This window comes from Serratia sp. BIGb0163, assembly GCF_024809935.1.
Classification (GTDB): Bacteria; Pseudomonadota; Gammaproteobacteria; order Enterobacterales; family Enterobacteriaceae; genus Serratia; species Serratia quinivorans.
Map to the genome: position 1 here is coordinate 235,696 of NZ_JANUDZ010000001.1, position 26,595 is coordinate 262,290.

The window sequence follows — 26,595 nt, forward strand, 5'->3', positions numbered from 1 at the left end:
TGATGAAAACACAGAAACAGCCAATAAGCCTGAGTGAAGGGCAAGAGATCGTCAGAGAGGCGCAGCAACTGCTGGCACGCCAGCTGGAGTCTTCTTCGCGGCGGCGCTTCCTGCGCAACGGGCTGACGCTGGGGGGAATTGCCATGCTCACCGGGTGTGACATCAGCGACAACACCAATGTCGAACAGGCGCTGAGCCGCATCTCACGCTTTAACGATCGGGTACAGGGCTGGCTGTTCAATGCCGACCATCTGGCACCGGTGTATGCCGAGTCGATGATCACTCGTCCGTTCCCGTTCAACGCGTTTTATGCCGAGGAGCAGGCACCGGAGATCAATGGCGACGACTACCGGCTGGAGGTCAACGGACTGGTGCTGAATAAGCAGCCCTGGACGCTGCCGCAATTGCACAAGATGACGCAAATCAGTCAGGTGACGCGCCATATCTGCGTAGAGGGTTGGAGTGCGATCGGCAAGTGGGGCGGGGTGCCGTTCGCGGAATTTCTCCAGGCGATCGGTGCGGACCTGAGCGCCAAATATGTCAGTTTCAAATGCGCCGACGATTACTACACCAGTATCGATATGGCCACGGCGCTGCATCCACAAACCATTATGGCGCTGACCTACGACGGCCAGATCTTGCCGCGAAAATACGGCTATCCGATGAAGCTGCGTATGCCGACCAAGCTCGGCTACAAGAATCCGAAACATATTCAGGTGATTGAAGTCACCAACCGCTTTCCCGGCGGTTACTGGGAAGACCAAGGTTACAACTGGTTTGGCGGCAGCTAAAGGCGGCCACAACTATCCCCGGCACACAGGTGCTTTTTAAATGAGAGAAGGAAATACCATGAAAAAGTTATTCGCAGTGATGATGTGCAGCGCGTTGATGTTGGGTTCTATCGGTGCCAATGCTGCAGACAGCATGAGCAAAGACGCGATGAAAAAGGACAATATGGGCCAGATGTCTCATGACGGCATGGCTAAAGACGGCATGAAAAAAGACGCCATGAAGAAAGATTGCATGGGCAAGGATTGCATGAAGAAAGACAGCATGAGTAAGGATGCGATGAAACATGACGGCATGAAAAAAGACAGCATGGCCAAAGACGGCATGAAGAAAGATGAAATGAAAAAAGACACCATGGGGAAATAAGTGGCGCAGGCTCCGGCTACCCTGAAAACCAAAGGCCACGTAATGTGGCCTTTGGTGTTTAACAGCGGATTAGCGCTTACATATCCGGGAAGGTCAGGGTGTTACCCGGTGCCTCGCGGTGGATGTGCACAAAGTTCAGGTGTTTTTCGTACTGATCGAGGATATCGCCGATCACCTGTTCCTTGCTGTAGTCCATCAGGTCATTGCCCTGGGTGCCTTCCATCAGGAAGGTTTCCAGCCGGTAGTAGTGTGACTTGCCGGAGCGGGCGCGATAGGTAAAGCCCGGCACCGAGTAACGCTGCGGCCAGATCTGATAGATAAAGTTCTGCTCCTCGCCTAAATGCACCAGCAACTCCAGATGGTTTAAACGCTCATCTTCGGTCGGCGGCACTTCACTGAACTCCACTTTGGCGCCGCGTAATTCCAGCTCACGCGCCACTTCCTGCATCGCCGGCCGACAGCGGGTATCCATCATTTTCTGTGTATATTGGCTGCCCGGATAATTCATTACCCGCGACAGGCGCTGTTTCCAGTTCAGCACGTCATTGCTGGACACCGGCATGGGCGCATTGGTGTTCAGCGCGCTGGCCTTGCGGTAATCCTCCACCCGTAGCGATTTATACAACCCGGCCATCACGAAGAAGATCACAAAGCTGAACGGCAGGCCCATGATCACCGTGGTTTTCTGCAGGGCAGGCACGCCGTCGGTCATCAACATACCTATGGTCAGCAGGCCAATCGCTACCGACCAGAAAATACGCAGCCAGTTGGGGGCGTCATTATTGATGTCGCTCAGGCGTGAGGTGAAGTTACCCAGCACCAGCGAGCCTGAATCCGCCGAGGTGACGTAGAACAGCAGCCCAGTGATAGTGGCCACCGAAGCGCTGAAGGTAAAGCCCGGATACTGCGCCAGCAGGCTATAGAACCCCCGTTCCGGGTATTGCATCACTTCCTGCGCGAAGGCGGCGTTGCCGTGAATAATCTGGTACAGCGCGCTGTTACCGAAGATTGACAGCCACAGCAGGGTAAACACGAAAGGAATAATCAGCGTGCCGACCACAAACTGGCGAATGGTACGCCCACGTGAAATTCGCGCCAGGAACAGGCCGACAAACGGCGCCCAGGCCACCCACCAGGCCCAGAAGAACAGGGTCCAGTTGTTCATCCATTCCACCGGGCGATCGAAGGCGAAGCTGTTGAGCGTCATGCCCATAAAGCGGTTGACGTAATCACCGACGTTAAGCACTAGCGCATTGAGCAGGAACTCGGTATCGCCGAAGAACAGCACAAACAGGATCAGCCCCAGTGCCAACAGCACGTTGAGCTCGGACAGAATACGGATGCCCTTATTGACGCCGGAAGTCACCGAAATGGTGGCCATGATCACCGAAAGCAGGATCAACGCGGCCTGAACCGTCAGGTTTTCCGGTATGTGGAACAGCACTTTCAGCCCGTAGTTCAACTGCACTACGCCAATACCGAGCGTGGTAGCGATACCGAAGATGGTACCCAGCACCGCGGCGATATCTACGCTGTGGCCAATCGGGCCATTGATGCGTTTACCGAAAATCGGGTACAGGGCAGAGCGGATGGTCAGCGGCAGGTTATAGCGATAGCTGAAATAGCCGAGGGCGATACCCATCAACGCATACATCGACCAGCCGGTCAGGCCGTAGTGGAACAGCGTCCAGACCATTGCCTGGCGTGCGGCTTCCAGCGTCTGGCCCTGGCCTTCCGGCGGCATCATATATTGTGTCACCGGTTCGGCGACCGAGAAGAACATCAGATCGATGCCGATACCGGCGGCGAACAGCATCGCCGCCCAGCTCATCAGGCTGAATTCGGGTTTTGATTGTTCAGGCCCGAGCTTGATCGAACCAAAGCGCGAAGCGGCGATAAACACCACAAATACGATGTACAGGGTGGCGGCCAGCAGATAGTACCAGCCGAAGGTGGTTGAAACCCAATTCAGGGTGCGGGTGATCCATCGCCCGGAGAAATCGGTAAAAAAGATGGTCATCAGCGAGAAGGCCAAAATCAGCCCTGCCGAGGTAAAGAAAACCACAGGATTAAGGCCATCCTTTTGCGGTTTTGAGGAGGTTTCGCGTGTTGTCATCGTCTTCCTCTGTTTTTTAACAACTGAGTAAAATCGTGCCCACACACCAGCCTGAACGACACGCGGGTGTCGCCCGGAAACAGTGCGGATAAGAACGCCGCGGCAATCACTATTGCTTGCCAAAGATTGCCGCTTTGCTTGTTTACGAAGCGGAAAATCGCTTCGTGGTGGGAACCGCTTACAGACACTGATTTTGGTCAGATTCGTTAAATACCTCACAAAAATCAGCCAGTTCCACAACCGAAAAATACATATTTATAACCAATCGGCAATAAAATATATTCAATTTTTATTGAACGTTCAATCAAAAAAAAGTTTAATAGTTAGCATGAAGACCAAGTTCAGCAGGCGGAAAGGCAGTGAAATTCCGCCGCTGAGACGAGGCCGAAGTCGGTTTTGTGAGAGTCGAATTATGCCAAAGGTAGGGATGCAGCCGATCAGAAGGCAGCAGTTGATAGATGCCACGCTGGCCGCAGTCAATGAAGTTGGAATGCATGATGCCACCATTGCGCAGATAGCGCGGCGGGCGGGGGTTTCCAACGGCATCATCAGCCACTATTTCAAGGACAAGAACGGCCTGCTGGAGGCCACGATGCGCTATTTGATTAGCCATCTGGGCGAAGCGGTGAAGCTAAGGCTGCAGGCGCTGAGCGACCACAGCCCGGCATCGCGGCTACAGGCGATCGTCGCCGGCAACTTCGACGACAGCCAGATCAACAGCGCGGCGATGAAAACCTGGTTGGCCTTTTGGGCCAGCAGTCTGCATCAGCCGCAGCTCAATCGGCTGCAGCAGGTGAATGGTCGCCGTCTGTATTCCAACCTGTGCGCTGAATTTAGCCGGGTGTTGCCGCAGGCGGAGGCACGGCTGGCAGCCAAAGGGCTGGCGGCGTTGATCGACGGCCTGTGGTTGCGCAGCGCGTTGCGCGGTGCGGCATTTAATCAGGCGCAGGCGATAGCGCTCACTACCGATTACATTACGTTTCAACTCCGGGGGCACACGCCACCCTGAGGACAACCCAAGGAGAACCTATGTCCCGTTTTGGCTTACAGAAGCTCTATATTAATGGCGCCTATGTAGACAGTACCGATGGAAAAACCTTCAACGCAGTGAACCCGGCGAACGGCGAAGTCCTTGCCGAAATCCAGTCCGCCAGCGCTGAAGACGTCAACCGTGCGGTGGCCAGCGCAGCCAGCGGACAAAAGGTGTGGGCGGCAATGACGGCGATGGCGCGTTCTCGCATTTTGCGTCGTGCAGTAGATATCCTGCGCGAACGTAACGACGAACTGGCCGCGCTGGAAACGCTGGATACCGGTAAGGCGATGTCGGAAACCACGGCGGTAGATATTGTCACCGGTGCCGACGTGCTGGAGTATTACGCTGGCCTGATCCCGTCCATCGAGGGGCAGCAGATCCCGCTGCGCGATACCTCCTTTGTTTATACCCGCCGCGAACCCTTGGGTGTGGTGGCCGGTATCGGCGCCTGGAACTACCCGATTCAAATCGCCTTATGGAAGTCTGCCCCCGCATTGGCGGCAGGCAACGCCATGATTTTCAAACCCAGTGAAGTGACTTCTTTGACGGCGCTGAAACTGGCAGAGATCTACACCGAAGCGGGCCTGCCGGACGGCGTATTCAACGTGGTCACCGGCAGCGGCGCAGAAGTGGGCCAGTACCTGACCGATCATCCTGGTATCGCCAAGGTGTCGTTCACCGGCGGAGTGAAAACCGGCAAGAAAGTGATGGCTAATGCCTCCGGCTCGACGCTGAAAGAAGTCACCATGGAACTGGGTGGCAAATCGCCGCTGATTATCTTTGACGACGCCGATTTGGATCGCGCCGCTGATATCGCCATGATGGCCAACTTCTACAGTTCCGGCCAGGTGTGTACCAACGGCACCCGCGTATTTGTTCCCGCAGCGTTGCAGGCACAATTTGAAGCCAAAATTCTCGAGCGTGTAAAACGTATCCGTCTGGGCGACCCTACCGATCCGCAAACCAATTTTGGTCCGCTGGTTAGCTTCGCGCATATGGAGTCGGTGCTGCGCTTTATCGAAAGCGGCAAGAACAGCGGTGCGCGTCTGCTGTGCGGTGGCGAGCGTGTCACTGAAGGTGAATTTGCCAAGGGCGCTTATGTGGCGCCGACGGTGTTTACCGATTGTCGTGACGAGATGGAAATTGTGCGCGAAGAGATCTTCGGGCCGGTCATGAGCATCCTCAGCTATCAAAGTGAAGACGAAGTAGTACGCCGCGCCAACGACACCACCTTCGGCCTGGCCGCGGGTGTCGTGACCAATGATCTGACCCGCGCCCATCGGGTGATCCACCAGTTGGAAGCCGGCATCTGCTGGATTAATACCTGGGGCGAATCGGCGGCGGAAATGCCGGTTGGCGGTTACAAGCAGTCCGGCGTCGGTCGAGAAAACGGCCTGATGACGCTGGAGCACTACACCCAGATCAAATCAGTGCAGGTCGAGCTGGGCGAATACGCCTCGGTATTTTAACTATCCCCGCTTTTTCTTTCTTTCGCCTGGCGCGTCCGCGTCAGGCGCATTGCCTATCAGGAGATAATCGATGGAATACGATTACATCATTATCGGGGCCGGCTCGGCCGGTAACGTATTAGCCACCCGCTTAACCGAAGACGCTGACGTCAGCGTGCTGCTGCTGGAAGCCGGCGGTCCGGACTATCGGATGGATTTTCGCACTCAGATGCCGGCGGCGTTGGCATTCCCGCTGCAGGGCCGCCGTTACAACTGGGCCTATGAAACCGACCCTGAGCCGCACATGAACAATCGTCGCATGGAATGTGGTCGTGGTAAGGGACTGGGCGGTTCGTCGCTGATAAACGGCATGTGCTACATCCGCGGCAACGCGATGGATTTCGATAACTGGGCTAAGGCACCGGGTCTGGAAGACTGGAGCTATCTGGATTGTCTGCCGTATTTCCGCAAGGCGGAAACCCGCGATATCGGGCCGAACGATTTTCACGGCGGTGATGGCCCGGTCAGCGTTACCACGCCGAAAGCCGGTAACAACGAATTATTCCACGCGATGGTGGAGGCTGGCGTTCAGGCAGGCTACCCGCGTACCGAGGATCTGAACGGCTACCAGCAGGAAGGCTTCGGCCCGATGGATCGCACCGTAACGCCGAAAGGTCGTCGTGCCAGCACCGCTCGCGGTTATCTGGATCAGGCGCGTTCTCGCCCTAATTTGAAGATTGTGACCCACGCGCTGACCGATCGCATCCGCTTCGACGGCAAGCGGGCGGTGGGCGTTGACTACTTGCAGGGTGAAGCAAAGGATGTCACCAGTGCCCGTGCGCGTCGGGAAGTGCTGCTGTGCGCCGGGGCGATCGCCTCGCCACAGATCCTGCAGCGCTCCGGCGTGGGGCCGGCCGCCTTGTTGAACCGTCTGGATATTGATCTGGTACACGAACTGCCGGGTGTGGGTGAAAACCTGCAAGACCATCTGGAAATGTACCTGCAGTACGCCTGTAAAAAACCGGTGTCGCTGTACCCGGCGCTGCAATGGTTTAACCAGCCGAAAATCGGTGCGGAATGGCTATTCAATGGCAGCGGTATTGGTGCCAGTAACCAGTTTGAAGCCGGTGGTTTTATCCGCAGCCGTGAAGAGTTTGCCTGGCCGAACATTCAGTATCATTTCCTGCCGGTAGCGATTAACTACAACGGCAGTAATGCGGTGAAAGAGCACGGTTTCCAGGCACACGTCGGTTCGATGCGCTCCCCGAGCCGTGGCCGGGTGCAGGTCAAATCCAAAGATCCGCGCCAGCACCCGAGCATCTTGTTCAACTATATGGCGACCGAGCAGGACTGGCAGGAGTTCCGTGATGCTATCCGTATCACACGTGAAATCATGGCGCAGCCGGCGTTGGATGAATACCGTGGTCGTGAGATAAGCCCAGGGCCGGAAGTGCAGACCGACGAGCAGTTGGACGCTTTTGTTCGCGAACATGCCGAAACCGCCTTCCATCCTTCCTGCTCATGCAAAATGGGTGAAGACGAAATGGCGGTGGTGGATGGTCAGGGCCGGGTGCACGGCCTGGAAGGGCTGCGGGTGGTGGATGCGTCAATTATGCCGTTGATCATTACCGGTAATCTGAATGCCACCACTATCATGATCGCCGAGAAAATCGCCGACCGTATCCGCCAACGCACGCCGCTGCCGCGCAGCACCGCAGAATACTACGTGGCCGGTAACGCCCCGGCGCGTAAACAGTAACCAACATGTCCTCTCGCCACCGAGGGGGAGGGCTGCTGTAGCAAGCAACCCCCTCTCCAAAGTCCTTCCCTGAGGCGAGGGGACAATCCACCGCTTAAACCGGCAGGGCGATCGCCTGATCGAAACTGTTTGGTGTCGCCATACGCCACATGCGCGCATAGAAATCGCTTTCAATCTCTTTTTGCAACAGCGCCCCAGGTTTCAGGTAGTAATAAATGTCGGCATAGACCTTGATTTCCGTTGAGGTAATGCGGCGCAGCATATGGTGTGAAGTCAGCTGTTCCGGGCGGCTGACCCCGGCCGCTGCCAACATTTCCGCCAGCGCCTTCACCGTGTTCTGGTGAAAATGGTAGACGCGCTCCGCCTTGTTTGGCACCACCAGCGCTTTCTGTCGCAGCGGATCCTGAGTGGCGACGCCGGTCGGGCAGTGGTTGGTGTGACAACTCTGCGATTGAATGCAGCCTACGGCGAACATAAAGCCGCGCGCTGAATTCACCCAGTCGGCACCCAGTACCAATACGCTGGCGATGTCGAAGGCGCTGATAATCTTGCCGCTGGCACCTATTTTGATTTGGTCACGCAATCCACAGCCAACCAGGGTGTTATGTACGAACAACAGCCCTTCGCGCAGTGGCATGCCCATATAGTTGGACAACTCCAGCGGAGCCGCCCCGGTGCCGCCTTCTTTGCCGTCCACCACGATAAAGTCCGGCAATATTTGGGTCTGCAACATGGCCTTGGCGATGGCGACAAACTCCCAGGGGTGGCCGATACATAGCTTGAAGCCCACGGGTTTGCCACCAGACAGCTCGCGCAACTGCTCAATGAAGTGCATCATTTCCACCGGGGTGCTAAAGGCACTGTGTGAGGCCGGCGAAATACAGTCGATCCCTTCTGGTACACCGCGCGTCGCGGCAATTTCCGCATCCACTTTTTTCGCCGGCAGAATGCCGCCATGGCCCGGCTTGGCGCCCTGACTGAGTTTGATTTCAATCATTTTGACCTGCGGGTTTTTAGCCTGCTCGGCAAAGCGCTGCGGATCAAAATGGCCATCGCTGGTGCGGCAACCAAAATAGCCGCTTCCCAGTTCCCACACCAGATCGCCGCCGTTCTCACGGTGATAGCGGCTGATGCTGCCCTCACCGGTGTCATGATAAAAATTGCCCTTGGCCGCGCCCAGATTGAGGGCACGAATGGCATTGGCCGACAGCGCGCCGAAACTCATGGCGGAGATATTAAAGATAGAGGCGGAGTAGGGCTGGCTGCAGCCGGGGCCGCCGATCGCCACGCGGAAGCTGGTCGGATCGGATACCGCTACCGGACACATGGAATGGCCGATGCATTCATAGCCGGTTTGATAGACGTCCAGCTGAGTGCCGAAGGGTTTGTCACCCATTTCGTTTTTGGCGCGGCGATAGACCAGCGTGCGTTGAGTACGGGAAAACGGGATCTGAGCGTTATCTTCTTCCAATAAATACTGGCGTATTTCCGGGCGGATAAATTCGAAGAAGAAGCGCAGGCGGCCGATGATGGGGTAGTTGCGGCAGATGGCGTGGCGCTGCTGGGTCAAATCGTAAATCCCCAGTGCGCTCAGCCCGCCAAAAATGATCGCCGGCAGCCAAAACCAGGGGTGGTGCGACAACAGTACCAATGATGTCAGCGTCAACAAGAGACTCAACACAAAGCAGGTATAACGGCTGAATAAGGACGACTTCATAACATCTCCTGATGTTTTTTTGATTTTGATCCAGACGACATGACTCACGGGAAATTTCCGTGGTTGGATCCTAACCAATAGGCAGGAGTGTTATGTGGCTGTTACTGCTTTATCGCTTATTGTTACATTTATTTAACGTAACGAGCGGAATACAGGCCACCGGGCGGCGGCCTGAAGGGTTACTTACTGGCGACGAAGATGGTGCTCATGCTACGCAAACGCAGTTTTTTCATCGCACTGTACTTCTGAGAAAAAATGGTTTTGGGGTGAGTGCCGCGTTTTTGGGCAATGTGCAGCAGGCTATCGCCACGCAGCAAATTGAAAATAACGTCACTTTCCGCTGGGCTGAGCTCTCGGGTTTTCTGCATTTTTATCCCGCCCGGCTCTTTGCTTTCCAACAGGGTTTGTATCTTTTCCTGTAGTGAATAAAGAGGGATACGGGTAGAGACCAGCTCAACGGAAATACCCAGAATCGACAACAGTTTCACTACGCGCTCATCGTCATAAAACACCAGCAGGCGTGTTTTTGAGTTGTATTGCTGATGCAAAGACACCAGGCTTTCAATGACATTGACGCTTTGTTCCAGATTTTGTGAGGTGAAAATCAGCGCGATGTCGTGCTTGATTATTTTCTCCGCCTTGGCGCCACCGTGCATAAAATCCGAAAACAGTCTGATATCGTACTTGCCGTAATGTTTTTTCAATAATACCGAAAGGCCGACATAGCTGTACTTACACTCACTAATAACAAGGACATTGTTTTTAGACATAATGGCAAACACCCATAATGAGTTAAAAGTATTCAGCTGTAAGAAGCGAGTTCAAATCCTTGATGTCGGATTCCTTCCACAGCTTTCCCTGCAGTGCGTAATATGGCATTTCGTCCAGCCATTTTTTATGTTCGGGAGTTTCTACTCCTTCGATAATCACCTTGTAATGATTAAGGTGAAAAAAGCGCAATAAAGCGCGCATTAAACCTTCACCGCCGGACTTTTTCATAAAGTCCCATAGTAAAAAACGGTCCAATTTAACGAAGCGAAATTGACTGTTATACAATGCGGAAAAACCCGCATAGCCAGAACCAAAATCATCGAGCCAAAATGAATAACTCTTGAGAGAGGGATCGCCGTGGACGCGATCCTTTACCAATCGGGTTGAGTTCTCGCTGATTTCAAAATGAATACAGCGAGTAGCGTTAATTCTTTCTGCAAAATGACTATTAGCCAAAGACCTCAGCGAATGATCGTCCACATTTAATGTGGCTATAACCTGATTTTTACGAAACCAGTGATTATATTTTTCTATCAGACTGACCTGCTCTAACAGAATCTCAATCCGGGTGGCGCTATCAGCAGAGCGAAAGAACTGTTCAGGAGAGAAATGTGCATATTCACTATTAAAAGTGAATCGTGACAGGCACTCAACGGCCAGCAATTGTCCGGATTTTGCGAACATTGGCTGGAAAACATAATTAATTCCGTTATTTTGCTCTCTAAAAGAACTGTGCATTCCTCAATCCTTTGATTGATATACAAATAGCTGTTTTATAACGAAAATAAAATAAAATCAGTCTGTTTATGGGTAAGAATCTTATTTAATGCAGTCAGGAAGAGCAATGCCGCTTACAGACCATTAAACGTGCAATTTGTTGCGAAGTCTAAATCACTCAAAAGGTAACAAAGTGTAAATATTTAGAATAATGTGCTGTTAATCAGGCCTTAAGTCAAAATGTCCAACTGCAGGGCTTTCCCAAACACAGATTATTCCTATTCGATTAAATCGTCAACATCGATCGATAGGTATTTGTTGATAGTTTATTCCTATCAAGAGAGGGCTTATGAATGTTTTAAACGATTTAACAATAAGAATGCGCTTAGTCTATATTTCGTCCGGCAATGGGTTCATCGAGGCAACATTCCTTTTAAGCAAGGAGTGCTATCGCTGAGTGTATGCTCAGTGCCGGGTCGGTATATATTCATCTGTCACTGAATCGATTATTTTATTGTTTTTCTATGGAGCTGGAAATGAAAAAAGTATTATTGCCTTTGGCCGCGCTGGTATTGTCTGCTACTGCTTATAACGCTACTGCTGCAAGCGGCAACGTTAAATTCACCGGTGAAATCGTACAGTCTACCTGTAAAGTAGTTGATAAAGACCAGAATAAAGAAGTTTACCTGGGTAAATATCCTACTACCGCATTCCCAACTTCTGGTTCTACCAGCGGTGCTAAAGCTTTCGATATTAGCCTGGAGAAATGTGAAGCAGGTAACTACACCCTGCGTTTCGACGGTAACACCCCAGCTGGTCACCCAGAGCTGTTGGCTGTAACTGGCGGCGCTAACGGAGTTGGCGTTGAAATCCTGGATAACAACGGCGCAACTCTGCCAATCTCTCAGGAAGTTGCTACTCCAGCTACCGTTTCTGTTGCTGCTGATGGCGACAACCCAGGTTCTGCGACTTTCAACCTGCGCGCTCGTTATAAATCTTACCAGGATCTGGTAACTGCGGGTCAGGCAAACTCTAACGCTACCTTCACCATCGAATACAAATAATTTAATTCGCTGGCAGGATAGATAGAGCTATTGGCCATGGACGGCTAAATTCTGAGAGTTGAGATATTCCGATGAAAAAAGTGCTTTCTTGTATTTTACTCGCGTTTTCCGTTAATGCTTTTGCCGGCATTCAAGTTGATTCAACGCGCGTAATTTATAACAGCGGAAGTAAATCCGCATCGCTCTCAATCAGCAATGACAGCGACGACACCTATATGGTGCAAACCTGGCTGGATACTGGTGATTCAAGCCAGATGCCGAAGAATTTACCGATCGTGGTCACTCCACCTATTTTAAAACTGGCTGCCAAGAAAGACGCCATTCTGCGTTTTATCTATTCCGGCAGCGGGTTACCGCAGGACAGAGAAAGTCTGCTCTGGGTAAACGTACAGGAAATACCGCCAACGCCTAAGCAAGATAACGTGCTGCAGGTGGCGATCCGTACCCGAATCAAACTGTTCTACCGTCCTGAGGCCTTGAAGGCCAACCTGCAACAGCAGGCTGAAGCGCTGAAATGGCAGCGCCAGGGCGGCAATCTGGTGGTCACCAACAACGGTCCGCTGTATGTGACGCTGGGCGTTCTGACGCTGAAAAGCGGTGGCAAGAGCTGGAAAGTGAATGCCGATATGGTGAAACCGCAAGATAGCCTGAAAATTGCTCTGCCACAGGGCGCGCAGTCGGCCGGCAGTATGTCGTTTACCTATATCAACGATTACGGCGGCCACACCGAGATTAAGAACGTTGCATTAAATTGATTTAAGCCCTTCAAGGAATGAACAAGAAATGGCACATAAAAGAATAACAACCCTCACGCCAAAACGTTTGGTCAGGCTGATTAATGGTGTAATTTATTTTTCTGCGGTGCCATTTTCATTCTCTCATATGGCCATGGCGGAGGAGCAGTTCAACACCTCCTTCATCCATGGCGACGACAACATTGCCCAAGTGGCAGCGTTGTCCAGCGGCGATGATATCTTGCCAGGCAAATATCCGTTTGATATTTACCTGAATGGTCAGCGTATCGATCACCGCGAAATCGAATTCAAAAAAGATACCAAAGACACGCCGGTAATGCCTTGCCTGACAGCGCAGGATTACCAGGATTACGGCGTTAAACTGCCAGGCGATATGAAAACCGAAGGTGCCGCGCAGTGTTATGCGTTGTCCCAGCAAATCTCGGGTGCCAAGCTGAGCTATGACGCCGCTATACAGCGTATGGATCTGGAAGTGCCGCAGGTGTTTCTGGAGCCGCGTCCGCAAGGGGCTATTTCGCCGAAGGTTTACGATCGCGGGATTAACGCCGGCTTCGTTAACTATAACTTCAGCGGCAACCACAATAATTACAGCAATAACGCCAACGATAAAACATCAGACTATTACTTCCTGAGCCTGAACAACGGTCTCAACATTGGTAATTGGCGTTTGCGCAATAACTCGACGCTGAACCAGCAGTCGGGTGCCGGTACTCATTGGAATACCGTTTCGAGCTGGGCAGAAACTGACATTGTTTCCCTGCGTAGCCGCATGGTGATTGGCCAGACCAACACCAACAACAACGTGTTCGACAGCATCCAGTTCCGCGGCGTGCAGATTTCCAGCGCCAACGACATGCTGCCGGAAAGCCAGCGCGGCTATGCGCCGGTAGTGCGTGGCGTGGCGTCGACCAACGCCCGCGTCGAGATCCGCCAAAACGGCTACACCATATACAGTACCAACGTGCCGCCTGGCCCGTTTGCGCTGACGGATATTTTCCCAAGTACCCTGAGCGGTAACCTGAACGTAACGGTCATTGAGGCCAACGGTTCGAGAACCACTTTCGTGGTGCCATTCTCTTCCGTGCCGAACATGCTGCGTGAAGGGATCTGGGACTATCAGATGACTGCCGGTAAGTATCATGACGGCACGACCAAATACCAGCCAAAATTTGTGCAAGGTACCTTGTCCCACGGTATGGGGTATGACATTACGCCTTACGGCGGCGTGCTGGTGGCAGAAAATTACCGTTCTGCGGTGCTGGGTATGGGTAAAAACATGGGTGTTTGGGGGGCGGTTTCTTTTGACATGTCCTATTCCGACACCAACCTGGTCAACGGTGATGACAAGCAGGGTGAGAGCTTCCGCTTCCTGTACTCCAAGTCGCTCAACGACTGGGGTACTGAATTCCAGATCGCCGGCTACCGTTATTCGACCTCCGGCTACTATGATTTCTCAGATGCGGTTGCGGAACGCGATCGCTATGAAAACGGCTACTACCGCAATGATTACTACGATGAAAATGACCGTAATCTGGGTGTACCTGACTGGGCTGAATCACGTCGTCGGACTTATTACACCAGCAAGTTCAACAATAAACGCCAGCGTGTAGAATTGTCGATCAATCAGCGTATCGCCGGTAACTCAACGCTGTATACCAACGTCAGCAACCAGTCATACTGGGGCGGCTCTGGCCAGGATCGTACGGTTCAAACCGGCTTTAACAGCAGCTATAAAAACATCAGCTACGGCGTGTTCTATCAAGACAGCCGCAGCAACTACGGTTATAAAGATCGCAGTATTAACATGACTGTATCTATTCCGTTCAGCTTCTTCAGCAGAGACTCCTCTGATATGACGGCCAGCTTCAACGCTGGGCACAGCAAGCAGAGCGGTAATACTTATAGCGCCGGCCTGAGCGGTACCGCATTGGACGATAACCGTCTGAACTACGCGGTGCAGAGCGGTCACGATCGTTACGCTGGGCAAACCACCTCGGCTAACGTGGGTTATCAGGGCAGCATGGGTACGGTGAATGCCGGTTACAGCTACAGCAATGATTACCAGCAGTCTTCGTTGGGCGTATCGGGCGGTATCGTGGCGCACTCCGGTGGTGTGACGTTGACTCAGCCATTACAGAATACTTTCGTGCTGGTTGAAGCCAAAGACGCCAAAGGCGTTCGTCTGGAAAACCAACCGGGTGTGGCTATTGACCGCTTTGGTTACGCGGTGATGACTTCTGCGTCGCCATACCGTCACAACCGCGTGGCGCTGCGCACCGAAGATATCGGCAACGGCCTGGATATCCCGATGGCAGCCCGTGATGTGGTACCGACATACGGCGCAATTACCCGCGTGAAGTTTGAAACGCATACCGGTCAAAGCCTGCTGGTACACAGTAAAATGTTGGACGGCGGCGTACCGCCAATCGGCGCCAACGTGTTCAGCGCTGACGGCAAGAACAACGGTACCGTAGGTACCAATGGGGATATTTATATCTCCGGGGCATCCGCAGGGGATCGCCTGTTGGTTAAATGGGGCAGCGATGCCGGCGACAGTTGCTCGTTAGTGGTGCCGGAACTGAAATCGGCGACCGAACAGCTGATGGGCTATCAGGAACTTTCGCTGACCTGCGGAAAACCGTAAAAGGAATGGATATGTCTTCTTTGTTGTTAAAACACAAAAAACTCGGGCTGGCGGCAGGGCTGCTGGTCACACTGGGGACGTTCTCACAGAGCAGCTTTGCGCTGTCTTGTAAGCAGAATGGCAACATTCGTCAGGATATCGTGCTGGATAAGGCGATTAAGGTATCGACGGCCAATACTGCCCCAGGGGCATTGTTATGGCGTTCGCAGACCTTTACTTCGACCTTTCAGTGTGTGGATGACTGGAACAACCCGCGCGGGGAAAATGCTTACCTGTATTGGGATCCCCAGGCTCGCATGGGCCAGATCCATAACTCGATTGAAGTTGGCGTGACTTACAACAGCATTGATATAAAACCGGTGAAAAACGCCAAACAAGACGTGGGGCCAGGGACTGAATGTCGTCGCTCAGGTAATACCTGCCTTCGTCCGGCCAGGTCGCTGACGGTGACAGTTTCCTATGCCATTTACATTAAGGCGACGGGCAAGGCACCTCCGGCGGGTGGCAAGATCAATGACAACAATGCTTATTCGGTATTTCAGGTGGATGGGGTTGGTGGTCTGAACGGCACGCCTAACAGTAACTTTAACGCCTATATTTCCGGGTTGGGCAATATCCAGTTTATCTCCTGTAACCCGAAAATCACCGTGGTGGCTAACAACGGTTCTACCGTAAACTTTGGCACCATACCGCGTCAAAATGCGGTGGCCGGCAAAATCGAAAAGCAGGTGCCATTCTCGGTTAGCGCAAATATGTCGGATCCAACCACGGGTCAGGACTGTAAAGGCGAAACCCTGCAGGCCAGTTTCAGCACGACTTATCCATTGCAGGATAACAGTCTGATTATGCCAACCAGCAACAGCGGTTTCGGTATTTTGATTTCGCAGGCAGCAACGCCAAACACGCCGATCATGATGAACTCCCCGGTTGATCTGGGCCTGGTCAACGGTACCATCGTTGAAAAGAATTTTTTGGCTAGTCTGAAATGGCTGAATACCAATCCACAGGTTGGGCCATTCACCGCATCGGCAAATATCGACGTCACCTTTAAGTAAGAGCTGGCAGTTAAAAAAAAGGGGTTCAGCGCAGGCTGAACCCCTTTTTTTAATGCATATTTATCTCAGTGCTGGCCAACCCAGTTGGTGCAGACCCCGTCCAGAGATTTACCCGCATACCACAGATGCACGCCCGGCGACTCATGGCGATGTCCGTTCAGCGGTTCGATAGCCTGCGGTCGCATTTCTGCCACATCCCAGCGAGTCGTGCGGCGATACACCGCCGGCGTTTTGCCGAACTGTTTTTTGAACGCGCGTGAAAATGACGGTTGGGAATCAAAATGGAACTGCAGGGCGATGTCGAGAATAGGACGAGGGCTTGAACGCAGCGCCTGTGCCGCCTGCGAAAGACGACGCTCGCGGATATAGCTGCCCAGCGCGTGGCCGGTGGTGCTGCGGAACATCCTTTGCAAGTGCCATTTGGAGTAGCCTGACTTGGCTGCCACATTGTCTAACAGCAAGGGTTGATCCAGATGATTTTCAATCCAGTCCAGCAAATCGTGAATGATATTGACGCGATCCATGTTTGAGTTCTCCCGCAGTACGACATTCAGGTCAGTGTAGGTAAGAGTAATTATCCAAGCTTGTGCTTTGATAATAGGCCGCAACACCGGGTTACGCAAGTGTTAACTAGGGTGCTAAAGGTGGCTAAAAGTGCTCTTACCGTCGCGGAGAAATGAAAAAGGCCGCACGAGGCGGCCTTAAAGCGAGTAGGGAAACGGCTATCAGTTAGTTTCCGGCTTCACTTCGATATAGTCCAACTGCAACACGCTGCTGGTGTAGCCACGGATCTTGTTGGTCATTTCAATATCGCCGTTCAGCTTGTGGCCGTAGGACGGAATGATCTCTTTCAGCTTGCTCTGCCATTCCGGCGTCGCCACTTTATCTTTGAACACGGTTTCCATCAGGTGCAGCATGATTGGTGCGGCAGTCGATGCGCCCGGTGATGCGCCCAGCAGGGCGGCAATGCTGCCATCTTTAGCGCTGACCACTTCGGTACCGAACTGCAGCAGGCCACCTTTTTCATCGTCTTTCTTGATGATTTGCACGCGTTGGCCGGCAGTCCACAGCTTCCAGTCAGCCTGTTTGGCTTCAGGGAAATACTCTTTCAGCGCGGCGAAACGGTCGTCGTCGTTCATCATCAACTGGCCCACCAGGTATTTCACCAGGTCGAAGTTATCCAGGCCGACGTGAGTCATTGGCATCAGGTTGGAAGTGCTCAGGGAATGCAGCAGATCGAACAGTGAACCGTTTTTCAGGAACTTGCCGGAGAAGGTAGCGAACGGCCCGAACAGCAGAACGCGTTTGCCATCCAGCATGCGGGTATCCAGGTGCGGAACCGACATCGGTGGTGAACCTACGCTGGCCAGGCCATAAACCTTGGCCAGATGCTGGTTGGCGATTTCCGGGTTGGTGGTCACCAGGAACTGACCGCCGACCGGGAAGGCGCCGTAACCTTCGGCTTCAGGAATGCCGGTTTTCTGCAGCAGCGTCAGTGAAGCACCGCCCGCGCCGATAAACACGAACTTGGCATTAACGGTGGTTTCTTTGCCGTCACGGGTCAGATCGGCCACGGTTACGCGCCAGGTATTGTCGTCGTTGCGTTTGATATCGCGCACTTCATGGCTCAGGTTCAGCTTGAAGTTTGGATTTTTGGTCAGCGTATCCACCAGTTGGTGGGTGATCACGCCAAAGTTAACGTCGGTGCCCAGCGGCATGCGGGTGGCGGCAATTTTTTGCTTCGGATCGCGACCGTCCATGACCAGCGGTGCCCACTGTTTAATCTGGTTGGCGTCCTCTGAGTACTCCATACCACGGAACAGGGTGCTGTGCTGCAGCGCCGCATAGCGTTTGCGCAGGAAGTTAACGTTATCGTCACCCCAAACAAAGCTCATGTGCGGCACGCTGTTGATAAAGGATTTTGGATCTTTCAGGACGTTATTTTTAACCTGATAAGACCAGAATTGACGAGAGATTTCAAAAGACTCGTTCACCACCACGGCTTTGCTGATATCAATGCTGCCGTCTTTTTTTTCTGGGGTGTAGTTCATTTCGGCGAAGGCGGAGTGGCCGGTACCGGCGTTATTCCAGCCGTTGGAGCTTTCTTCCGCTACGCCATTCATGCGTTCATACATGTCGATGGACCAGTTTGGCTCCAGCTCATGCAGGTAAGTCCCCAAAGTGGCGCTCATGATGCCCCCGCCGATCAGAACCACATCAACGGTCTTATTCTCTTCTGCTGCTGCCTGTTGCGTGACGCCAAACAGGTTCAGACAGAAAATCAGGACGAGTATTTTTCTCATTAAATCAATTCTCTTGTATGTAAATTCTACTCATTGCAGGTGAAAGAATTTATCGGGAGGTACCCTGGAAATAAGTGAAATCAACCCGCCCGGCAAAACCGGATTGCAGTGATAATGTCTTTTTGTTAATCATTTTTTTAACGAAAAGTGGATTATTACAGGCTGCCTGGGGACAGGTTGTTCAACTCTGGTTACTGAGGGGATATTATTGTTTGCAATATTGTTAAAAACTACTTTTGTAATTAAAAAAAGCGGATTAAAGGCAGGAATAATTCATTTGTTATTTTCATCTAAATATAACCGCTATATTTAAAGGGTTTAATTGCCGCGGATTTAAACGATATTCAGCTATCACACAATATTTATAGAACAATTGCAAATGTCCTCGGTAACAAAAAGAAAATGGCCGCCGCGCAGGGCGACCATTAACCGGTCAACGCGTTTGCCAAACTCCGCTGGGGAGGGTGTCGGCGATGTAAGTGCTGAAATCGCGCGGTGCACGCCCGAGACTACGCTGGACATCGTCGGTCAATGACGCGTTGCGTCCGTCCAGCACCGTGCTGAATAGATACTCCAGCAGCGTGACCATTTCCGCCGGCAGTTGCGCCTCGCGCAGGTATCCGACGTAATCTGCCACCGGCACCTGCTGATAGTGGATCTCACGCCCAGCGGCGGCGGCAATCTCGCCAATGGCCTGTTCAAAGGTCATCAGGCGTGGGCCGGTCAATTCATAATGCGTATTGCTGTGGCCGGGCTGGGTGAGGGCGGCAACCGCAACATCGGCAATATCTTCCGCATCAATAAAAGGTTCTGGGATCTCGCCCGGTGGCAAATAGACTGCGCCGTTTAGCAATTCATCAAGAATAAAACTCTCGCTGAAGTTTTGCATAAACCAACTGGCGCGCAATATCGTCCAGTCTGCCCCACTGCGTTCAACCACCTCTTCCGCCTGACGGGCCTCGTCTTCGCCGCGCCCGCTGAGCAACACTATTTTTTGCACGCCGCCAGTTACCGCCTGTCGGCAAAAACGTTCAACGATTTCGGTGGCACCCGGAACGGCCAGGTCGGGTTGAAAGCTGAGATAAAGTTTCTCCACATCCTGCAAGGCAGGTTGCCAGGTGGTACTGTCCTGCCAGTCGAAAGGGATGGCGGCACTACGATGTCCGGCGCGTACCGGTATTCCCTGCTGTTGTAAACGTGCTGCCACACGGCTACCGGTTTTTCCGGTAGCGCCTAAAACCAGAATGGGTGAACCCTTTTCGTTGCTGCTCATAGCGTCGCTCCAAATGTGAGTGTTACTCATGTTTTGTAAATATGATAAACCCTCGTATTATTGTCAAGGCGGTTTTTGTTCAAAGGACGATGCATGATGAATGATAAGCAAAAAAATATTGCCGCCCTGCGGCGTAAACCCAGCCAGACGCGTAGCCGTGAGAAGGTGAAGCTGATCCTGGACTGCGCAACTGCGCTGATAGCCCAGCAGGGCAGTGACGCGATGCGTATGAGTGAAGTGGCGCAAAATGCCGGTATTTCGATAGGAGCGCTGTACCAGTACTTCCCGGATAAAACCGCTATCGTGCGTGTGCTGGCGCAACGTTATAACCAGGAGGCGCGTGAATGCATCGAGCAAGGCTTGATTCAGGTGCAGACATTACCGCAGTTGATCGAGGCTTTTAACTGCCTGATTGACGAATATTACGCCTTGTTTATGGCTGAGCCGGTGATGCGGGATATCTGGGCGGCGACCCAGGCCAATAAAACGCTGCGTGAAGAAGAAGTGGCGGAAAGCCGGTTGAACGGTGCATTGCTGGCAGCGACAATACGCCGGTTACGGCCGCAGTCGGACCCGGCGGCGGTGGAAAATGCCGCTTTCCTGTTGATGCATTTGGGGGAAGCGACCATGCGACTGGCGGTGAGTACCGGCCCGGATGAGGGCCGCGATCTGGTCGCGAGCTATAAGCAAATGGCGGCCAGGATGCTGGCGGAAGCCTAGAGGCGCTCTTGCTCCCGTGTCAGACGCCACTCTTCTTGCAGCAGGGCATAAATCAATTCGTCGCCCCATTCGCCGTTGAAACGATCGTTTTGTCGCAGATGTGCCTCTTTACGCATTCCCAGGCGTTCGACCACGCCGATCGAGCCCTGGTTGGCGGCATCAAGGCGGGCAAATATGCGATGAAAACCCGATTCGGCAAACCCGCGATCCAGTACCGATTTTACGGCTTCCGCGGCATAGCCCTTTCCGGCGTACGCCGGGTTGAAAATGTAGCCAATCTCCCCCTGCAATGCTGCGCCGTTGGCCAGTTTTAGCAATACTTCACCGATCAACTCCCCACTGTCTTTCAAGGTAACGGCACAATAAAGTATGTCGCCGTCCTCAGTGAAGCGCGAGGTTATCGCCTGGGAAAACAGGGAGGTCAACTGTGCTTCGTCCGGTGTGGGTGCGTACAGATAGCGATAGACCTCCGGTATGCGATGATAATCCGCATACGCATCGAGATCGGCAGGCGTAAAGCGGCGTAGGTGCAGACGTTCGGTGGTAAAGGGCAGGCTAATCAAATGCAAGTGCTCATCCTTGTTTTGGCTGGGTTTACATTGGTTTCTCAACGGGGGGCAGAGAATTATTGCGGTAAGTACGAGCTCTTCAATATAGCAGTTTTGGGCGAAGCGGTGAAAACCCTATTCATCACTTGCAAGAGCAGGGACGAATAGGGTCGGCTTAATCAGTTGCCAGGTTATTAACTTACTTAATCGCCATCGCATCACGCATGGTATAGAACAGATCCGTCTGATCGGTCAGGCCAACCACATTGGCGGCATGTGGACCGTAAGCCGCCACCCGCAATTGAGTCCCGGTGTGCCCCTGCGAATCTTCTTCTGAATTGCCGTAGCTGATGGTCATCGGTGCGCCATCTTTGGTGGTCAGCGTTTGCGTCAGGCCAGGAGCCTTGGCGTCGGCGGCGATAATCTGGCTGGAATGAGCATGGTCGGCGGTGACTATCACCAGGGTGTTGCCATCTGCGCGGGCGAATGCCAGGGCTTTCTGAACCGCTTCATCCAGATCGACAGTTTCACCAAACTGGCCGCACGGGTTGGCAGCATGATCCTGTTTGTCGATCGACGCGCCTTCAATCTGCAGGAAGAAGCCGTTTTGGTTGGTTTTCAGCAGGTCGATGGCTTTTTCAGTCATCGCCGCCAGCGTCGGGATATCCGCAGTGCGTGCCGGATTATTTTCACAGGTCACCGCAGGCTGGTCGATATTGCCGTGATAAGTGGCTTTCGGCCCTTGCCAGCGCACTGGCATATTACCGGCGGCAAACAGCCCGAGCAGCGGTTTCTGCTGGTTGGCTACGCTGACGGCGTTCAGAGCATCGAGGTTTTCGACCCACTGATAACCCAGAGCGGCTGCCTGTTCTTTCAGCGATTTTCCCTGCCATTCGCCGCTTTTTGCCAGCTGATTAAAGGATTTTGCCCCACCGCCCAGCGTGACGTCGGCGCGAGCCTTCAGCAACTGCTCACTGATGGAGCCACGGCCGCCGTTTTCCAGCGCGTTGGTGGCACATTTTTCGCTGGTTTCTTCCGGGCCGTAACATTTACGCGAGGTGACATGGGAAATTTGCGCCGCCGGTGTGGCGTCCTGCAGTTCGGCGGTGGACACATTCCCGGTGGCTTTACCCGCGGCCTTGGCGATTTCCAGCAGTGTTGGCTGGTCTTTGCCGTTGACGTCAACGCCCAGTGCGCCGTTATAGGTTTTTACACCGGTTGACCATGCGGTCGCCGAGGCGGCGGAGTCGGTGACGTAATCCGGTTTGTGGGTTTTCTTGTCCAGTGAGTAATGGGTGTATTGACCGGTCAGCGGCAGGGCATCAATGCCTTTAAAATAGCCGCCCGCCCCTTCGGCGTAGTTACGCGCCGAGGTGATTTCCGAATCACCCATGCCATCGCCGATCAATAAAATCACGTTTTTGACCGTTTTGTCAGACAAAGAAGCCTTCAACGCGGCCGTTTGATCGCCACTCAGACGGCGTGCGCCACCGGGCTCCACGATGTTGCCGCGTGCCGCACGTTCGTAAAGGCTGGCGGTATTGACCGGGGTTTCATCGGCGAAGGCGGCGGAACAGAGTAAGGCGGATAACACGGCGCCGGCGATCAAAGAAACTGGCTGCAGCATGGGAAAGCTCCTTGTCGTAATAAAAAAATATAAATAGCATCAGTTTGTTACGCAGGGAGAGTAGTGCAGAGGTGTGACACTTTTATGACGGTAATTGGGGATAAAAGGATAGCCGGGCGGCTATCCCAGGCTATCCATTATTCACTGCGGGCGGGAATATTCAGGCCGCGTTGTACTGCCGGACGGGCCAGACCGCGCTCCAGCCATTGTCCTACCCGCGGGAAACTATCGAACTCGACCAACTCACGGGCTTCATAAAAGCCGATCAGGTTACGTACCCAGCCCAGCAATGAAATATCGGCGATGCTGTAATCCTGCCCCATGATCCAGTCACGGCCTTCAAGCCGGGTTTCCAGCACGCCGAGCAGGCGTTTGGATTCATTTTTATAGCGTTCCAGCGGACGTTTATCCTCATATTCGCGACCGGCGAATTTGTGAAAGAAGCCGACTTGACCGAACATCGGGCCCACCGCCGCCATCTGGAAAAATACCCACTGGATGGTTTCGTAGCGCAGGGCAGGATCCTGCGGCAGGAATTTGCCGCTTTTTTCCGCCAGGTACAGCAGGATAGCGCCGGATTCAAACAGCGCCAGCGGCTTACCGTCCGGGCCGTTGGGATCGATGATCGAGGGGATCTTGCCGTTCGGGTTCAGTGACAGAAATTCCGGCGTCCAGGTTTCGTTGTTGCCAATGTCGATCAGGTGCGGTTCATAAGCCAGACCTATTTCTTCCAGCATGATGGAGACCTTGACACCATTGGGCGTTGGCAATGAGTAAAGCTGTAGTCTTTCCGGGTGCTGAGCGGGCCAGCGTTTGACGATCGGAAATTGGGTTTGGTCGAGCATGACGAGTCCTCGGGTTGACGGTTTGCGTATTGAGTATTGAGTATTGAGTATTGAGTATTGCACCAAAACTAACCTGTTGTGAGGTTAAACCGTGAGGTCAAAATGTGCTTTCAGCGCTTTCTTCCCGGCGGCAATTAGACGAAGCATGGCAACAGGGTTAGCGTTAGGATAGGTGATATCCCTCTGACAGGAGCTTCCTATGATTGCCGTTATTTTTGAATTGCAGGCCGCTGACGGCCAGCGCGAAACCTATCTTGAATTGGCGGCCGAATTGAAGCCACTGTTGGCAGAAATTGACGGGTTTATTTCGATTGAACGCTTCCAAAGCCTGGCCGATCCGCAGCGGCTGCTGTCACTGTCTTTTTGGCGTGATGAAGCCGCAGTGCAGCAGTGGCGGAACATCGAACAGCACCGCGCCGCACAAAAGCGTGGTCGCCATGGGGTGTTGGCACAGTACCGCCTGCGGGTAGCGGAGGTGGTACGGGATTATGGTCTGGATCAGCGGGATCAGGTGCCGCAGGACAGCCGCGGCTATCACGCCGATTGACAGCCCCTGGGGTTTATCTTATTGATAACAGATGAACAGAAACCGTTTTGCATTCGCGCAGATTATTATCACCATTCACAGAGTGGTGGGATAGCGCGTCTGTTTTAAGCGAAACCCCGCCAGTCAGGCGGGGCAAAAGGTCCTCCGACTGGCAATATCCCCAGGAGGCACTTATGAAGAACCATCCCCCCGCCGTTTTACACTTGATGTGCGGTAAAGCCGGTTCCGGCAAGTCGACGTTGGCGAAGAACCTTTCGCAGCAATCCCACACATTGTTACTGGCTGAAGACAGTTGGCTGGCGACATTGTATGAACAGCAGATGACGACTCTGCAAGACTACGTGCGTTATTCCGCCCGACTGCGCCAAGCGTTGAGTGAGCATATTGTACAACTGTTGGGTCATGGGCTGTCGGTGGTGTTGGATTTTCCGATGAATACGCCCGATCGGCGGTTGTGGGCAAGGCAATTAGCCGAGCTGGCTGGCGTTGAGCATTGCCTGCACTTTTTGGATGTTAGTGATGCGCAGTGCAAGAGCCGGATAAAGATCAGAAATGAGCAGGGCGACCATCCCTTTACGTTAAGCGAAGAGACATTCGATCTGCTTACTCAGTATTTTGTTCCCCCCTCAGAAGAAGAGTGTTTGGCCGTTATCCGCTATTCCTGAGCATTCCGTAATAAGGCAGGCCCTTATTTGGGCGCTGCCTTGGTTAGCTTTATTCTGTAGCGTCAAATGCAGGGTGGAAGGCGACCGTGCCCTGAGGTAGCCTGCCGCCGCCGAATGGCAGCACCTGGAAATAGCGGTATCCAAATAAATAAGGATGAAATAGGCCGAGCATAAACCCGGCCGATAAAAATGATTAGCGGTTATCCAATTGCGCGCGTACGGCCTTAAGCCCGTTGATAGTGACGCGATAAGGGCGTCCCTGGCGGGAAAGGATCAGGCGCTTGGTTTTGAGCTTGGTGAAGACGGCCAGGGAGCAATCGGCCAGACCTAACCCTTCGCGGGTCAAGCATTGAACGTGGGTCACACGCCCCGCGTCATCACGGGTGAATGCGATATAGCCGCCTTTGGCCAACACGTGCAGCACGCGTTGTTCCGCTTTGGAAATGTTCATGTTGGAAAATCCTGCAGTAAACCCAGATACGCGCATCCCCACGCAAATGCGTGTCGGATACGTCAGAACCTCCTGCCAAAATGGCAAGGAAGTGACTATCGGGTTGCTACAATCTCCAACATACAGGCCTCGGGTAGTGATAAACGCCAGAAAGGCGTTAAAGCGCAGTTAATTTAGCCAAGGATTATGAGGTTGTCAATTTGCCGACGGCGGCACAGCCATCGGCAATCGGGTTATCAGAAAGGTTTGGTCGGCAGGTACTTACCGTCGAGGGTGATTACCGCGCGTTCTCCACCCTCTGGATCCGGCACTTTTTTGATATCCAGTTTGAAGTTGATCGCGCTGATAATGCCGTCGCCAAACTGCTCATGCACCAGGGCTTTCAGCGTGGAGCCGTAGATTTGCACCATTTCGTAGAAACGATAAATGGTCGGGTCGGTCGGCACGCCGCCGGGGATGCTGCCGCGCAGCGGAATGGTTTGTAGCAGGCGTATCGCATCTTCATCCAGATCCAGCTTCTCTGCCACCACGCGGGCGGCCTGTTCCGGCAGCGGATGCTGGCCCAGCAGGGCGGCGGTGACGAACGCCAGACTCAGGCCAGTACCCTGGTTAATCGCTTCGAAGGTCAGGTTTTTGCGGATCTTGGCCATCATAATGGTGTCGGTCAGGGTTTCGCGCGGGGATGAGTAGTGCAGTGACTGAGTCATATTGTTTCCTTATAAATGAAATTAAAAGCGAGATACGGCAGGGGTTGCCGTGACCTCAGGATTGGTTGCCAGCGGAATAAAACGGCGGGTTTCGCCATCCAGCGCTTCAATGCCGCCGCTGGCGATGTCATACACCCAACCGTGCAGCTTCAACCGCCCTTGTTCAAGCGCCAGTGCCACCGACGGGTGGGTCTTGATATTGTTCAGCTGTGCGATGACGTTCTCACGCACCATCGAACTGACTTTCTCGTTTTCGGATGCATGCTGATAAGCCTGATTGACCACCTTGGCGGAGTCGGCATAGCGCAGCCAGTTAGCCACGGTCGGCATATGTTGCAGACACTGGCAGGTGGCGATGGCGGTCATTGCGCCACAGTCGGAATGTCCGCAGATCACGATATCTTCAACGCCGAGTGCAGAGACGGCATATTCTACTGATGCGGAGACGCCACCCGGCTCCGGGCCGAACGAAGGCACGATATTGCCGGCATTGCGGATCACAAACAGGTCGCCCGGTTCGCGCTGGGTAATCAGTTCCGGCACCAGGCGGCTGTCGGAACAGGAGATAAACAGGGTGCGTGGGCTCTGCTGGGTCGCCAGCCGCTGGAACAGTGCCGTGCGTTCGACAAACGCCTCACGCTGGAACTTCAAAAAGCCTTCAATAACCTCTTTCAT

Annotated in this window: 25 protein-coding genes; 12 read left to right on the forward strand and 13 right to left on the reverse strand. The window is 53.3% G+C overall.

The features are described from left to right. The first annotated feature begins 2 nt into the window (after window positions 1-2). Window positions 3-791, forward strand: a complete 789-nt coding sequence (locus M2406_RS01180; RefSeq protein WP_259188140.1) for a molybdopterin-dependent oxidoreductase — start codon at window positions 3-5, stop codon at window positions 789-791. Window positions 792-849: 58 nt separating this feature from the next. Then, window positions 850-1,155, forward strand: coding sequence for a pentapeptide MXKDX repeat protein (locus tag M2406_RS01185; protein WP_259188143.1), 306 nt, complete (start codon window positions 850-852; stop codon window positions 1,153-1,155). 76 nt (window positions 1,156-1,231) lie between these two features. Here M2406_RS01185 and M2406_RS01190 read toward each other — a convergent pair whose 3' ends face one another. Continuing rightward, on the reverse strand, window positions 1,232-3,271 hold the full coding sequence (locus M2406_RS01190; RefSeq protein WP_012005945.1) for a choline transporter: 2,040 nt from the start codon (window positions 3,269-3,271) through the stop codon (window positions 1,232-1,234). 412 nt (window positions 3,272-3,683) lie between these two features. Here M2406_RS01190 and betI point away from each other — a divergent pair, with 412 nt between their 5' ends. From betI to betA, 3 genes are all read left to right on the forward strand, one after another. Next, the gene (gene betI / locus M2406_RS01195; RefSeq protein ID WP_012005946.1) at window positions 3,684-4,280 is read left to right on the forward strand and encodes a transcriptional regulator BetI; all 597 of its coding nucleotides are present in this window, start codon (window positions 3,684-3,686) and stop codon (window positions 4,278-4,280) included. A gap of 20 nt (window positions 4,281-4,300) precedes the next feature. Next, the gene (betB, locus tag M2406_RS01200) at window positions 4,301-5,773 is read left to right on the forward strand and encodes a betaine-aldehyde dehydrogenase (RefSeq protein WP_259188146.1); all 1,473 of its coding nucleotides are present in this window, start codon (window positions 4,301-4,303) and stop codon (window positions 5,771-5,773) included. 70 nt (window positions 5,774-5,843) lie between these two features. Further along, a complete protein-coding gene (gene betA / locus M2406_RS01205) occupies window positions 5,844-7,511 on the forward strand; it encodes a choline dehydrogenase (protein ID WP_012005948.1) in 1,668 nt (555 codons plus the stop codon). Window positions 7,512-7,605: 94 nt separating this feature from the next. Here the strand turns inward: betA and M2406_RS01210 are convergent, their stop codons facing one another. The 3 genes from M2406_RS01210 to M2406_RS01220 all read right to left on the reverse strand — a co-directional run bounded on the left by M2406_RS01210 (window position 7,606) and on the right by M2406_RS01220 (window position 10,737). Continuing rightward, window positions 7,606-9,228, reverse strand: a complete 1,623-nt coding sequence (locus tag M2406_RS01210) for an FMN-binding glutamate synthase family protein (protein ID WP_115182920.1) — start codon at window positions 9,226-9,228, stop codon at window positions 7,606-7,608. Window positions 9,229-9,407: 179 nt separating this feature from the next. After that, entirely contained in the window at window positions 9,408-9,998 is a 591-nt protein-coding gene (locus M2406_RS01215) for a LuxR family transcriptional regulator (protein WP_012005950.1), read from the reverse strand. A 22-nt stretch (window positions 9,999-10,020) separates the two neighbouring features. Further along, window positions 10,021-10,737, reverse strand: a complete 717-nt coding sequence (locus tag M2406_RS01220) for an EAL domain-containing protein (RefSeq protein WP_012005951.1) — start codon at window positions 10,735-10,737, stop codon at window positions 10,021-10,023. Window positions 10,738-11,252: 515 nt separating this feature from the next. Here M2406_RS01220 and M2406_RS01225 point away from each other — a divergent pair. From M2406_RS01225 to M2406_RS01240, 4 genes are all read left to right on the forward strand, one after another. Continuing rightward, window positions 11,253-11,780, forward strand: a complete 528-nt coding sequence (locus M2406_RS01225) for a fimbrial protein (protein WP_012005952.1) — start codon at window positions 11,253-11,255, stop codon at window positions 11,778-11,780. A gap of 71 nt (window positions 11,781-11,851) precedes the next feature. Further along, window positions 11,852-12,535 (forward strand): molecular chaperone, encoded by a 684-nt coding sequence (locus M2406_RS01230; protein WP_012005953.1) that lies wholly within the window; start codon window positions 11,852-11,854, stop codon window positions 12,533-12,535. 28 nt (window positions 12,536-12,563) lie between these two features. After that, a complete protein-coding gene (locus M2406_RS01235) occupies window positions 12,564-15,179 on the forward strand; it encodes a fimbria/pilus outer membrane usher protein (protein ID WP_259188155.1) in 2,616 nt (871 codons plus the stop codon). An 11-nt stretch (window positions 15,180-15,190) separates the two neighbouring features. Then, window positions 15,191-16,234: a fimbrial protein gene (locus tag M2406_RS01240; protein ID WP_017892140.1), complete on the forward strand. Its 1,044-nt coding sequence runs from the start codon at window positions 15,191-15,193 to the stop codon at window positions 16,232-16,234. 65 nt (window positions 16,235-16,299) lie between these two features. Here M2406_RS01240 and M2406_RS01245 read toward each other — a convergent pair whose 3' ends face one another. From M2406_RS01245 to M2406_RS01255, 3 genes are all read right to left on the reverse strand, one after another. Further along, window positions 16,300-16,758 carry a helix-turn-helix domain-containing protein gene (locus tag M2406_RS01245; RefSeq protein ID WP_012005956.1) on the reverse strand — a complete coding sequence of 153 codons (459 nt, stop codon included), beginning with the start codon at window positions 16,756-16,758 and terminating at the stop codon, window positions 16,300-16,302. Between the two features lie 201 nt (window positions 16,759-16,959). Continuing rightward, on the reverse strand, window positions 16,960-18,537 hold the full coding sequence (gene mqo / locus M2406_RS01250) for a malate dehydrogenase (quinone) (protein WP_012005957.1): 1,578 nt from the start codon (window positions 18,535-18,537) through the stop codon (window positions 16,960-16,962). Window positions 18,538-18,970: 433 nt separating this feature from the next. Then, window positions 18,971-19,810: an NAD(P)H-binding protein gene (locus M2406_RS01255; RefSeq protein ID WP_259188159.1), complete on the reverse strand. Its 840-nt coding sequence runs from the start codon at window positions 19,808-19,810 to the stop codon at window positions 18,971-18,973. 93 nt (window positions 19,811-19,903) lie between these two features. Here M2406_RS01255 and M2406_RS01260 point away from each other — a divergent pair, with 93 nt between their 5' ends. Then, entirely contained in the window at window positions 19,904-20,530 is a 627-nt protein-coding gene (locus M2406_RS01260; RefSeq protein ID WP_017892143.1) for a TetR/AcrR family transcriptional regulator, read from the forward strand. On the opposite strand, the gene M2406_RS01265 is transcribed toward M2406_RS01260, so the two are convergent. The 3 genes from M2406_RS01265 to M2406_RS01275 form a co-directional block, all read right to left on the reverse strand. Beyond that, window positions 20,527-21,099: a GNAT family N-acetyltransferase gene (locus M2406_RS01265; RefSeq protein WP_259188160.1), complete on the reverse strand. Its 573-nt coding sequence runs from the start codon at window positions 21,097-21,099 to the stop codon at window positions 20,527-20,529. The genes M2406_RS01260 and M2406_RS01265 overlap by 4 nt on opposite strands. A gap of 178 nt (window positions 21,100-21,277) precedes the next feature. Beyond that, a complete protein-coding gene (gene phoA, locus M2406_RS01270; protein WP_259188162.1) occupies window positions 21,278-22,705 on the reverse strand; it encodes an alkaline phosphatase in 1,428 nt (475 codons plus the stop codon). 137 nt (window positions 22,706-22,842) lie between these two features. After that, complete coding sequence (locus M2406_RS01275; RefSeq protein ID WP_012005962.1) at window positions 22,843-23,550, reverse strand: glutathione S-transferase N-terminal domain-containing protein; 708 nt, start codon at window positions 23,548-23,550, stop codon at window positions 22,843-22,845. 199 nt (window positions 23,551-23,749) lie between these two features. Between M2406_RS01275 and M2406_RS01280 the strand changes: the two genes are divergently transcribed. Together M2406_RS01280 and M2406_RS01285 are read left to right on the forward strand one after the other, a co-directional pair. After that, window positions 23,750-24,097: an antibiotic biosynthesis monooxygenase gene (locus tag M2406_RS01280; protein WP_017892148.1), complete on the forward strand. Its 348-nt coding sequence runs from the start codon at window positions 23,750-23,752 to the stop codon at window positions 24,095-24,097. A gap of 173 nt (window positions 24,098-24,270) precedes the next feature. Next, complete coding sequence (locus M2406_RS01285; RefSeq protein ID WP_017892149.1) at window positions 24,271-24,762, forward strand: ATP-binding protein; 492 nt, start codon at window positions 24,271-24,273, stop codon at window positions 24,760-24,762. Between the two features lie 193 nt (window positions 24,763-24,955). On the opposite strand, the gene M2406_RS01290 is transcribed toward M2406_RS01285, so the two are convergent. The 3 genes from M2406_RS01290 to M2406_RS01300 all read right to left on the reverse strand — a co-directional run bounded on the left by M2406_RS01290 (window position 24,956) and on the right by M2406_RS01300 (window position 26,595). After that, entirely contained in the window at window positions 24,956-25,213 is a 258-nt protein-coding gene (locus M2406_RS01290) for a YjhX family toxin (RefSeq protein WP_259188164.1), read from the reverse strand. A gap of 236 nt (window positions 25,214-25,449) precedes the next feature. Further along, entirely contained in the window at window positions 25,450-25,920 is a 471-nt protein-coding gene (gene cynS, locus M2406_RS01295) for a cyanase (protein WP_259188166.1), read from the reverse strand. A gap of 21 nt (window positions 25,921-25,941) precedes the next feature. Beyond that, window positions 25,942-26,595, reverse strand: a complete 654-nt coding sequence (locus M2406_RS01300) for a carbonic anhydrase (protein ID WP_012005967.1) — start codon at window positions 26,593-26,595, stop codon at window positions 25,942-25,944.

Bases quoted from the DNA above. Each gene is read 5' to 3' on its own strand.
- M2406_RS01280 (WP_017892148.1), top strand. From the start codon at position 23,750: ATGATTGCCGTTATTTTTGAATTGCAGGCCGCTGACGGCCAGCGCGAA.
- cynS (WP_259188166.1), bottom strand. From the start codon at position 25,920: ATGACTCAGTCACTGCACTACTCATCCCCGCGCGAAACCCTGACCGAC.
- M2406_RS01240 (WP_017892140.1), top strand. From the start codon at position 15,191: ATGTCTTCTTTGTTGTTAAAACACAAAAAACTCGGGCTGGCGGCAGGG.
- betI (WP_012005946.1), top strand. From the start codon at position 3,684: ATGCCAAAGGTAGGGATGCAGCCGATCAGAAGGCAGCAGTTGATAGAT.
- M2406_RS01300 (WP_012005967.1), bottom strand. From the start codon at position 26,595: ATGAAAGAGGTTATTGAAGGCTTTTTGAAGTTCCAGCGTGAGGCGTTT.
- M2406_RS01230 (WP_012005953.1), top strand. From the start codon at position 11,852: ATGAAAAAAGTGCTTTCTTGTATTTTACTCGCGTTTTCCGTTAATGCT.
- mqo (WP_012005957.1), bottom strand. From the start codon at position 18,537: ATGAGAAAAATACTCGTCCTGATTTTCTGTCTGAACCTGTTTGGCGTC.
- M2406_RS01215 (WP_012005950.1), bottom strand. From the start codon at position 9,998: ATGTCTAAAAACAATGTCCTTGTTATTAGTGAGTGTAAGTACAGCTAT.
- M2406_RS01235 (WP_259188155.1), top strand. From the start codon at position 12,564: ATGGCACATAAAAGAATAACAACCCTCACGCCAAAACGTTTGGTCAGG.
- M2406_RS01225 (WP_012005952.1), top strand. From the start codon at position 11,253: ATGAAAAAAGTATTATTGCCTTTGGCCGCGCTGGTATTGTCTGCTACT.
- M2406_RS01255 (WP_259188159.1), bottom strand. From the start codon at position 19,810: ATGAGCAGCAACGAAAAGGGTTCACCCATTCTGGTTTTAGGCGCTACC.
- betA (WP_012005948.1), top strand. From the start codon at position 5,844: ATGGAATACGATTACATCATTATCGGGGCCGGCTCGGCCGGTAACGTA.
- M2406_RS01210 (WP_115182920.1), bottom strand. From the start codon at position 9,228: ATGAAGTCGTCCTTATTCAGCCGTTATACCTGCTTTGTGTTGAGTCTC.
- phoA (WP_259188162.1), bottom strand. From the start codon at position 22,705: ATGCTGCAGCCAGTTTCTTTGATCGCCGGCGCCGTGTTATCCGCCTTA.
- M2406_RS01190 (WP_012005945.1), bottom strand. From the start codon at position 3,271: ATGACAACACGCGAAACCTCCTCAAAACCGCAAAAGGATGGCCTTAAT.
- M2406_RS01290 (WP_259188164.1), bottom strand. From the start codon at position 25,213: ATGAACATTTCCAAAGCGGAACAACGCGTGCTGCACGTGTTGGCCAAA.
- M2406_RS01245 (WP_012005956.1), bottom strand. From the start codon at position 16,758: ATGGATCGCGTCAATATCATTCACGATTTGCTGGACTGGATTGAAAAT.
- betB (WP_259188146.1), top strand. From the start codon at position 4,301: ATGTCCCGTTTTGGCTTACAGAAGCTCTATATTAATGGCGCCTATGTA.
- M2406_RS01185 (WP_259188143.1), top strand. From the start codon at position 850: ATGAAAAAGTTATTCGCAGTGATGATGTGCAGCGCGTTGATGTTGGGT.
- M2406_RS01275 (WP_012005962.1), bottom strand. From the start codon at position 23,550: ATGCTCGACCAAACCCAATTTCCGATCGTCAAACGCTGGCCCGCTCAG.
- M2406_RS01220 (WP_012005951.1), bottom strand. From the start codon at position 10,737: ATGCACAGTTCTTTTAGAGAGCAAAATAACGGAATTAATTATGTTTTC.
- M2406_RS01180 (WP_259188140.1), top strand. From the start codon at position 3: ATGAAAACACAGAAACAGCCAATAAGCCTGAGTGAAGGGCAAGAGATC.
- M2406_RS01260 (WP_017892143.1), top strand. From the start codon at position 19,904: ATGATGAATGATAAGCAAAAAAATATTGCCGCCCTGCGGCGTAAACCC.
- M2406_RS01285 (WP_017892149.1), top strand. From the start codon at position 24,271: ATGAAGAACCATCCCCCCGCCGTTTTACACTTGATGTGCGGTAAAGCC.